Annotated in this window: 8 protein-coding genes; 2 read left to right on the top strand and 6 right to left on the bottom strand. The window is 60.5% G+C overall.

Going from position 1 to position 8,430, the window contains the following annotated elements; translation table 11 throughout:
* Positions 1 to 20 precede the first annotated feature (20 nt).
* Entirely contained in the window at positions 21 to 221 is a 201-nt protein-coding gene (gene thiS, locus NA619_RS22565) for a sulfur carrier protein ThiS (RefSeq protein WP_255964027.1), read from the bottom strand.
* 106 nt (positions 222 to 327) lie between these two features.
* Positions 328 to 702 carry a DUF423 domain-containing protein gene (locus NA619_RS22560; protein ID WP_255964026.1) on the bottom strand — a complete coding sequence of 125 codons (375 nt, stop codon included), beginning with the start codon at positions 700 to 702 and terminating at the stop codon, positions 328 to 330.
* 68 nt (positions 703 to 770) lie between these two features.
* Between NA619_RS22560 and mtgA the strand changes: the two genes are divergently transcribed.
* The gene (mtgA, locus tag NA619_RS22555; RefSeq protein ID WP_255964025.1) at positions 771 to 1,481 is read left to right on the top strand and encodes a monofunctional biosynthetic peptidoglycan transglycosylase; all 711 of its coding nucleotides are present in this window, start codon (positions 771 to 773) and stop codon (positions 1,479 to 1,481) included.
* Between the two features lie 275 nt (positions 1,482 to 1,756).
* Positions 1,757 to 4,309 (top strand): hybrid sensor histidine kinase/response regulator, encoded by a 2,553-nt coding sequence (locus tag NA619_RS22550; protein WP_255964024.1) that lies wholly within the window; start codon positions 1,757 to 1,759, stop codon positions 4,307 to 4,309.
* A 98-nt stretch (positions 4,310 to 4,407) separates the two neighbouring features.
* On the opposite strand, the gene rpoH is transcribed toward NA619_RS22550, so the two are convergent.
* From rpoH to ftsY, 4 genes are all read right to left on the bottom strand, one after another.
* A complete protein-coding gene (gene rpoH / locus NA619_RS22545; protein WP_255964023.1) occupies positions 4,408 to 5,262 on the bottom strand; it encodes an RNA polymerase sigma factor RpoH in 855 nt (284 codons plus the stop codon).
* 107 nt (positions 5,263 to 5,369) lie between these two features.
* The gene (ftsX, locus tag NA619_RS22540; RefSeq protein ID WP_255964022.1) at positions 5,370 to 6,380 is read right to left on the bottom strand and encodes a permease-like cell division protein FtsX; all 1,011 of its coding nucleotides are present in this window, start codon (positions 6,378 to 6,380) and stop codon (positions 5,370 to 5,372) included.
* On the bottom strand, positions 6,377 to 7,048 hold the full coding sequence (gene ftsE / locus NA619_RS22535) for a cell division ATP-binding protein FtsE (protein WP_122163455.1): 672 nt from the start codon (positions 7,046 to 7,048) through the stop codon (positions 6,377 to 6,379). The genes ftsX and ftsE overlap by 4 nt, the downstream gene beginning before the upstream one ends.
* Entirely contained in the window at positions 7,045 to 8,379 is a 1,335-nt protein-coding gene (ftsY, locus tag NA619_RS22530; RefSeq protein ID WP_255964021.1) for a signal recognition particle-docking protein FtsY, read from the bottom strand. Before ftsY ends, ftsE begins: the two co-directional genes overlap by 4 nt.
* Between the last annotated feature and the right edge of the window lie 51 nt (positions 8,380 to 8,430).

The following is an 8,430-nucleotide window of genomic DNA, read 5'->3' as shown; positions in this document are numbered from 1 at the left end:
TCTATCGGGGAACTGACTCGTCAGCCGCCGCCAATGGCGTGAACGACTTCGACATGATCGCCCTCAACGAGAACCGTAGCGACATGCTGGCTGCGCGGTACGATGTCGCGGTTGAGCTCGACAGCCAGCCGACGCCCAGTCAGTTCCAGGCGTTGCAGCAAGTCGGCCACCGACTGACCGTCAGGGAGTTCGTAGCGCTCGCCGTTCAACTGAATGTGCATAGTGATCGCCACCATCGCCAAGGGGCCAGCATTCTAGCCCGATCGAACCCGACCACCAAGGCGCTGAGCGCTGCCATTCATCTCCATTCGATGCGGCTCTAGCGGGTCATCCGCGCAGGTTCCAGGCCGCCAGCAGCAGACAGAGCCAGCCTGCCAGAAACGCAGTGCCGCCGACGGGCGTGATGATGCCGAGCTTACTGATGCCCGTAAGCGTGAGCAGGTACAGACTGCCGGAAAACAGCAGGACGCCAAGCGCGAAAAGGATGCCGGCCGCCGTCAGCAGGCGGCTCGGCGCATGCAGCGCCAGCAGAGCAACACCGATCAACGCCAGCGCATGGATAAGCTGGTAATGCACACCGGTTTGAAATACCGCCAGGTAGTCGGCACCGAGGCGCTGCTTCAGAGCGTGGGCGGCAAAGGCGCCGAGCGCTACGCCCGTAAATCCGAAGAAGGCGGCAAGCATTAGAAAGGGACGAATCATCGGGCGCTTCCGGTCAGGTGGTATGGACGCCGTTATAATGCACGTTCCCCCTGGTTGCGACCACGCCCATGCTCAGAGCTCTGCTGCGCCGATTCATTAAACTGCTGTTATGGCTGACCGCATTGTCCGTGCTGGTGGTGCTGGTATTTCGCTGGGTGCCGCCGCCATTCACCGGGCTGATGGTCGAGCGCAAGATCGAATCCTGGACCAGTGGAGACAGCATCGACCTGCAACGCAGCTGGCGGCCCTGGAAAGAGCTGCCAGATGACCTGAAGATGGCGGTGATTGCGGCGGAGGATCAGAAGTTCGCTGACCATTGGGGCTTCGATGTGGCCGCGATACGCGCAGCTTTCGCACACAACGAGCGCGGTGGGTCGCTGCGCGGTGCAAGCACGCTGAGTCAGCAGGTCGCCAAGAACCTGTTCCTCTGGTCGGGGCGAAGCTGGGTGCGCAAGGGCCTGGAGGTCTGGTTCACCGGCTGGATAGAGCTGCTCTGGCCGAAACAGCGAATCCTCGAGGTCTATCTCAACAGCGTCGAATGGGGTAACGGCATTTTCGGAGCTGAAGCCGCCGCCAGGCACCATTTCGGCATCGGCGCCTCCTATCTTTCAGCGACCCAGGCAAGCCAGCTGGCAGCCGTACTGCCCAATCCACGCGAGTGGAATGCTGGCAGACCCGGTCCACATGTCCGCCAGCGCGCCAGTTGGATTCGCCAGCAGATGCGCCAACTGGGGGGAAGCCATTACCTGAATCGACTGCAGCAAACCGATACGCGCTGATGGCCCATCAGCTCGCTCTTGGCTCGTTGTCCTGACCGGGCCAGCCGACTGAACCGGAGCCTAGGCGCCACAGCAATTCGACCTTTGGAAGGTTCAGGCATCGATCACGGAACAGCGGAACGGCCTGACGGAGCGTTATGGCAGTGCGCCACTGCAGCGAGTAAGCTCAACGCACATCTTGCGAGTGCAGACGGGCAAGGTCTGCAATAAGGGCTGTCCTTCAAGGCGCGTATCAACCTCTTCGTTATTTGCCACCGAACGCACGGCCGACAGTTATGAGCGCAACTGCATCCAACGCATCGTCCGACAAGATGCGGCAAGTCTTTCACTGGCGTAACGGTGCTGCATGGCTGGTGCTGGCGTTCGCGCTGCTGGTACAGCTGGCCCTCCTTGACCATCTCGAACGAAAAGAAGAGCGCGCCGCGCTCAAACAATTCGATTTGCTAGTGCAAACCACGACCGAAGCCATCCACAAGCGCATGACTGACCATGAGCAGATTCTGCTGGGTGCGGCCGGCTTGTTCGAAGCCAGTGAAAGTGTCTCGCGCGCGCAATGGCGTGATTACAACGAACGCCTGCAACTCAGCGAGCGCTATCCGGGAATCCAGGGTGTGGGCTTTGCCAAGGCGGTGTTGCAGACAGAACTCGCAACTCACATTCAATCGGTCCGGGCCGAAGGATTTGCTGACTACGACCTCTATCCGCCAGGCAATCGCGAGCTGTATACGCCCGTCCTCTATCTCGAACCCTTCACTGGACGCAATCTCGCCGCTTTCGGCTATGACATGTTTGCCGAACCCGTCAGGCGTCAGGCCATGCTCACGGCAGCCGAGACCGGAAAGACCCGCATCACGGGAAGAGTGACGCTTCGCCAGGAAACCTTCGGTGAGGTACAGGCGGGCATCCTCATGTACGTGCCCCTGTATCGAGCCGGTGAGCCGCATGCCACGCCAACACAGCGCATACAGGCGCTCGATGGCTTCGTTTACAGCCCTTATCGGGTGGACGATCTGATGCGCGGTATTCTCGGTTCAAGCGAAAACCTCAATCTGCACATCTATGCAGGCGAGGGCGAAACCCCCGAACAGCTGATCTATGGCAGTCGCGATGGCGGAACCCCACAAGAGCCCAAATACAGCCAGGTGGCCAAACTGCAGCTTTATGGACAGACCTGGACGCTGCGCCTCGAAAGCCGGCCGGCCTTCGATCAGTTCTTCCACAGCAATAAAGGCTTGATTGTCGGCTTGGGTACCGGGCTGAGCGCGCTGCTGTTTTTCCTGACCTTGTCTCTTTCGCTCCGGCGCAGTCGCGCAGAGTCGTTAGCGCAGCAGATGACCGAGGATATCCTGGAGAACAAGCGCGCACTTCAGCTCAGCGAGGAACGCTTGAGCCTTGCGCTCAAAGGCAGCAACGACGGGCTGTGGGATCTGAACCTGGACATTGGCAGCTTCTACGCCTCACCGCGTGCATGGCACATGCTCGGCTATCGGCCTGGCGAACTCAGCTCGGATCTGAAGCTCTGGGAGCGGGTCATGGTCGCAGAAGATCTGCCCAAGGCCCGGGCCCAGCTGGCGCGCACCATGTTGTCCGCGGTCGATCACTTCACCACTGAATTACGCCTGCAGCACAAGTGCGGCAAGGTTACGCCGGTACTTGTGCGCGGTTATATCCAGCGTGACCGGAGTGGTCAGCCACTGCGCATCAGCGGGACCAGCATGGACCTGACCGAGCACAAGCGCATCGAACAGATGAAGGACGAATTCGTCTCGACGGTGAGCCATGAATTGCGCACACCGCTGACGTCCATCACCGGCGCCCTGGGCCTCATTACCGCGGGCGCCCTTGGCGAAGCGCCTCCGGCCATCCAGCAAATGCTGGAAATCGCCCACCGCAACAGCTTGCGCCTGGGCTATCTGATCAACGATCTGCTGGATATGGAAAAGATCACGGCAGGCAAGATGACCTTCGACATGCGCGAGCACTCGCTTCGCCGTCTGCTCGAGGAAGCACTGACCAGCAATCAGGCCTTCGCCTCCCATTACGGCGTGAACTGCGTGCTGCGCGAACCGGCCAATGTGAACGTTTGGGTGGACGGGTTGCGGTTGCAGCAGGTGTTGACGAACTTCCTGTCCAACGCCATCAAGTACACGCCCGAAGGCGGTGAAGTGACCCTGCACTGCAGCCGGCCCGACGCAAACCACGTGCGCATCAGCGTCACCGATCAGGGGCCAGGCATACCTGCGACCTTCCAGACCCGAGTGTTCGAGAAATTCGCTCAGGCAGATGCGTCTGACAGCCGCCAGAAAGGCGGCACCGGTTTGGGGCTGGCGATCACCAAGGAGTTCATCGAGCGCATGGGGGGCCGGGTCGGCTTCGATACGGCCGAAGGACAGGGCACCACATTCTGGTGCGAGTTGCCGGTTGTCGAATCAGCGACCTTGACGCCCGATCAAGGCCAGCCCCGTCTGCTTGTAATCGAGGACGAGCCGGATACCGGCCGACTGCTGCACCTGATGCTGCGCGATGCCGGTTATGCCGTTGACCGCGTGCAAAGCCTGCATGCCGCACGAGGCAAGCTTGCCAACACCCGTTACGAAGCCATGACATTGGACATGCACCTGCCCGACGGCAGCGGGCGCGATCTCATCGACGAGGTGCGAAGTGATCCCGCGACCCGAGACTTGCCGATCATTGTCATCTCCGCCGCCAGCCAGTTTGAGCAACATGTTGATGACAGCAACATCACCTGGTTGCATAAACCCATCAGTGCTGCACAGCTGCTAATTGCCCTTACCGATGGCCTGGAAAGTGTCCGGCGCCCGTCCTGAACTCAGTCGGTTGCTCCTAATGCCCCGCCGCAACTCAACACCAACAAAAAAGGCGCTGCAATCGCAGCGCCTTTTCGATACTCCTTAGGACCAGGCTCTCAAGCCAGAATCGATCCCTTGAGCTTGTTCATCGCATTCTTTTCCAGCTGACGTATACGCTCTGCCGATACGCCGTACTTGGCGGCAAGGTCATGCAGAGTGGCTTTGTTGTCGCTTAACCAGCGCTGCTGAAGGATGTCCCGACTACGCTCGTCCAGCGTGCCCAGCGCCTCGTGCAGACTGGTATTGGAGCTATCGCTCCAGTCGGCGTCTTCGAGTTGCCGTGCAGGATCGTAACGATGATCCTCAAGGTAGTGAGCCGGCGACTGGTAGGCACTGTCATCGTCGGCATCTGCCGATGGATCGAATGCCATGTCGTGCCCGGTCAGGCGGCTTTCCATCTCGCGAACTTCGCGGGCTTCAACGCCGAGGCTGTCGGCAACCCGCTCGACTTCGTCATTGTTCAACCAGGCCAGACGCTTCTTCTGGCTGCGCAGATTGAAGAACAGCTTACGCTGCGCCTTGGTAGTAGCCACCTTGACGATGCGCCAGTTGCGCAGAATGAACTCGTGAATCTCAGCCTTGATCCAGTGCACCGCGAAGGACACCAGACGAACACCCATTTCCGGGTTGAACCGCTTGACCGCTTTCATCAGGCCAACGTTGCCTTCCTGAATCAGGTCAGCCTGGGCCAGACCGTAACCGGAGTAGCTGCGAGCGATGTGCACGACGAAGCGCAGATGGGCAAGCACCATCTGGCGAGCAGCCTCAAGGTCTTGCTGATAAAACAGACGCCCGGCCAGATCGCGTTCCTGCTCGACCGTAAGCAGCGGAATGCTGTTGACCGTCTGCACGTAGGCCTCGAGATTGCCTCCCGGGACCAGGGCTTGAACAGGTTGCAGATTTGTAGTCATGCAGATCCTCCAAAATTGAAGCTGCAGAAGTTTAGCACTGCCGCATGAGACTGCAAGCCTGTGGAAAAGTTTCCTTGCAGCCAATAAAGCTCTTTATAAACAGTACCTTAGCGAGGAGCCAGTTCACTTAGATGCCTTGCCACTGCAAGCCATGCACCGATGTAACCCAGCAACACCGCACCAAGCACTAGCGATAGCCCATCATCTGTCGGCACTCCGCCCAAGCCGAAATCGCTGCCATAGAGACCTGCAAGCCCGGTGACCGCCTCGTTCAACCAGCCAATGCCGTAAGCCAGTAGCAACCAGGCGATCAGGCCGGCGCCCAGCCCGTACAACGCCCCCATGTAGAGAAAGGGTCGACGCACATAGCCGTCCGTTCCACCGACCAGCTTCACCACTTCGATTTCGGTGCGCCGGTTCTCGATGTGCAAACGAATGGTATTGCCGATCACCAGCAGCAGCGTCGCGATAAGCAGCAGGCTGAGGCCAAAGACAAAACGATCACCCAGCTTGAGGATGGCTGTGAGTCGCTCGACCCACAGCAGATCAAGCTGAGCTTGCTCTACACCCGGGAGATCGGCCAGGCGCTGGCGCAGGGCTTCCAGATTGTCGCGATCGACTTCGCTGGGCGTCACCAGAATCACGCCGGGCAAGGGGTTTTCCGGCAGTTCGCGGAGCGCTTCACCAAGGCCGGACAGCTGCTGGAACTCTTCCAGCGCCTGTTCACGGCTGATCCAGCTCGCCTCGGATACATCGGGCATTGCCAGGATCTGTTCCTGCAACGCCTGCCCCCGCTGTGCATTGACATCGAGCTGCATGAAAAGGGAAATCTGCGCGGCGCGCTGCCAGGACCCGCCCAGACGCTCGACGTTGTCGAGCAGCAGCGCAAGCCCCATGGGCAGGCTGAGGGCGACCGCCATGACCAAGCAGGTGAAAAAACTGCCAATCGGCTGTTTGATCAGCCTGCCAACGCTATCGACCACGCTGGCACGGTGGCTTTCCAGCCACGCATGAAACAGCGTCTTGAAGTCGGGCTCGTCGCTTCGCGGCTGCTCTGGCTTGTTCCGCACGCCGCCGGCGCGCTCTGCTGGATTCGGGTTCTGCTCGGGCTTACTCATCGGGCGGACTCCCCGTCACCGATCAATCGGCCGCGCTGCAGGGTTAGCATGCGATGGCGCATGCGGGCGATCAGCGCCAAGTCATGGCTGGCAATGAGCACCGTGGTGCCCAGACGATTGATGTCTTCGAATACACCCATGATTTCTGCCGCCAGACGCGGGTCGAGGTTGCCGGTTGGTTCATCGGCGAGCAACAGCGCGGGACGGTGCACCACGGCGCGGGCGATGCCGACGCGCTGCTGCTGCCCGGTGGAAAGGTCGGAAGGATATTGCAGCGCCTTGTCCTTGAGGCTGACTCGCTCCAGGGCGGTCATCACTCGCTGACCGATTTCGCGCTTGTTCAAGCCAAGAATCTGTAGCGGCAACGCCGCGTTGTCGAACACGGTGCGATCGAACAATAGCTGATGGTTCTGGAACACCACGCCGATCTGCCGGCGCAGAAAAGGAATCTGCGCATTACTGATTCGCGAAAGGTCCTGCCCGGCCAGCAGCAATTTGCCGCTGGTAGGTCGCTCCATGGCCAGGAGCAGCCGCAGCAAGGTGCTTTTGCCTGCACCGGAGTGACCGGTGACGAAGAGAAACTCGCCGCGCTGCACGTGGAAGGAAAGCTCGTGCAGCCCGGTGTGACCGTTGGGATAGCGCTTGCCGACCTGCTCGAATCGGATCATGACGAGGCTCCGCCCGCCCCTTTCTCGGCGAACAGCGCATCGACGAACGCATTCGCCTCGAACGCGCGCAGGTCGTCGATGCCCTCACCTACGCCGATATAGCGGATCGGTGTGCCGAACTGCTTGGCCAGCGCGAAGATCACCCCGCCTTTGGCAGTGCCGTCGAGCTTGGTCAGCACCAACCCGGTGAGTTCGACCGACTGGTTGAACTGTTTAGTCTGGTTGATCGCGTTCTGCCCGGTTCCGGCATCAAGTACCAGCAACACCTCATGCGGCGCACTATCGTCTAGCTTGCCCATGACCCGCCGGACCTTCTTCAGCTCTTCCATCAGGTTGTCTTTGGTGTGGAGTCGGCCTGCCGTGTCGGCGATCAGCACGTCGATGCCACGGGCTTTGGCTGCCTGCACCGCATCGAAGATCACCGAGGCGGAATCGGCGCCAGTATGCTGCGCGATCACTGCGATGTTGTTGCGCTCGCCCCAAACCTGCAGCTGCTCGACGGCAGCCGCGCGGAAGGTATCGCCGGCGGCCAGCATCACTTTCTTGCCTTCGAGCTGCAGTTTCTTCGCCAGCTTGCCGATGGTAGTGGTCTTGCCAACGCCGTTGACGCCAACCACAAGAATCACGAATGGGCGCTTGCTGCTGTCTATCACCAGCGGCTGCTCGACCGGCTTGAGCAGGCTGGCCAGCTCTTCCTGCAGCGCCTTGTAAAGAGCGCCGCTGTCGGCCAGCTCCTTGCGAGACACGCGGCGAGCGAGGTTCTGCATGATCGCCGTGGTGGCCTCGACGCCGACATCCGCCGTCAACAGACGCGTCTCCAGCTCATCGAGCAGTTCATCGTCGATGGCCTTCTTGCCCAGGAACAGGCTGGCCATGCCTTCGCCGATGCTGGCACTGGTCTTCGACAGGCCCTGCTTGAGTCGGGCGAAAAAGCCGAGTTTTGCCGGAGCCTCTGGCGCACTGGGCGCAGGCTCCACGGCGATCTCAGCCAAAGCCGGCGCTTCAGGTTCTTCGGTGGGCTGAACGAGTTCCGGTGCGGGCTCCGGTTCAGGCTCGGCATAGAGGGCCGGTGCTAGCTCGGGTTCGGGTTCGGGTTCGGGTTCGGTTGCAGGCTCAGCTGAAACAGACTCGGCGCGCGGAGCCTCTTCGGTTGGCTGAGTGTCGGGAATCAGGGCATCAGGCTCGTCAGCGAACGGCTGGCTGTCTTCCAGCGGCTCGGCAGGCGGTGGCTCGGCTGCCGGGGCCTGCGGCTTTTTGCGCAACCAACCGAACAAGCCTTTCTTTTCGCCAGCCTCGGCCGGCGTCTTCTTATCGTCGTTGGAACCAAACATGGAGAAGATTTTCTCAAGAGGGCGAAACGCCAGCGGCCACGCCGCCAGCCA

Origin of the sequence: Stutzerimonas stutzeri, from assembly GCF_024448895.1 — a bacterium.
Lineage (GTDB): Bacteria > Pseudomonadota > Gammaproteobacteria > Pseudomonadales > Pseudomonadaceae > Stutzerimonas > Stutzerimonas stutzeri_Q.
Note: the sequence above shows the minus strand (reverse complement) of the source record. Positions and strands in the feature narration are given on the sequence as shown.